The following is a 610-nucleotide window of genomic DNA, read 5'->3' as shown; positions in this document are numbered from 1 at the left end:
GTCTATCTTTTGAAAGACATTTCGGTTATCTTTAAGTTGGAAAGCAAATCGCTGATTAAATAGAGGAATAAATTGAATCAAGAAGTGATTCGCTTCCGCTAAGGTTTGGATATTAGCCAGACGCATTTCGCTGATTAAGCGGTCTTGAAGTGTGTTAAACACGCGTTCCACGCGTCCTTTAGCTTGGGGGATTGAAGTCGTCGACAGGACAATCCCTAAGTTTTGGCACATATATCCATACTGTGTTAAGGTTCTCTGGTCAGACAGAGAGCCTTTTTCTTTTCTCCCAGCCTTAAAGATAGTGCGATTATCGGTCAAAATTTCAACAGGAATGCCTTTGTTTTCTAGAAACTGAGCAGAAACTTCATAATAAGCAGCTAAAGTTTCTTGCTTGTCAAAGAAAGCACCGACAATCTCTCCCGAAGCATCATCAATGGCGACGTGTAAAAAGGCTTTTTCTGTTCCAAACCAAACATGTTGAGAAGCATCCATTTGAATTAATTCTCCGGCATATTTTTTGCGGGAGCGAGAAGGATGCGCTTTCTTTCCTTCGACTAATTGGACCTCTTTCAACAAGGAGAGTTCGCGTTGGGTGAGAGTCGATTTGTTT

1 protein-coding gene is annotated in these 610 nt (G+C 41.3%); it reads right to left on the bottom strand.

Annotated features, from left to right (window positions below; all coding sequences use genetic code 11):
- A partial coding sequence (locus tag ACQV2X_RS08770) for an ISNCY family transposase (protein WP_428894432.1) occupies positions 1 to 610 on the bottom strand: 610 nt, incomplete at both ends.

Source organism: Facklamia sp. P12945, from assembly GCF_050409485.1.
Taxonomy (GTDB): Bacteria; Bacillota; Bacilli; order Lactobacillales; family Aerococcaceae; genus Facklamia.
The sequence above is the reverse complement of the archived record's forward strand: the minus strand, read 5'-3'. Positions and strand labels throughout refer to the sequence as shown.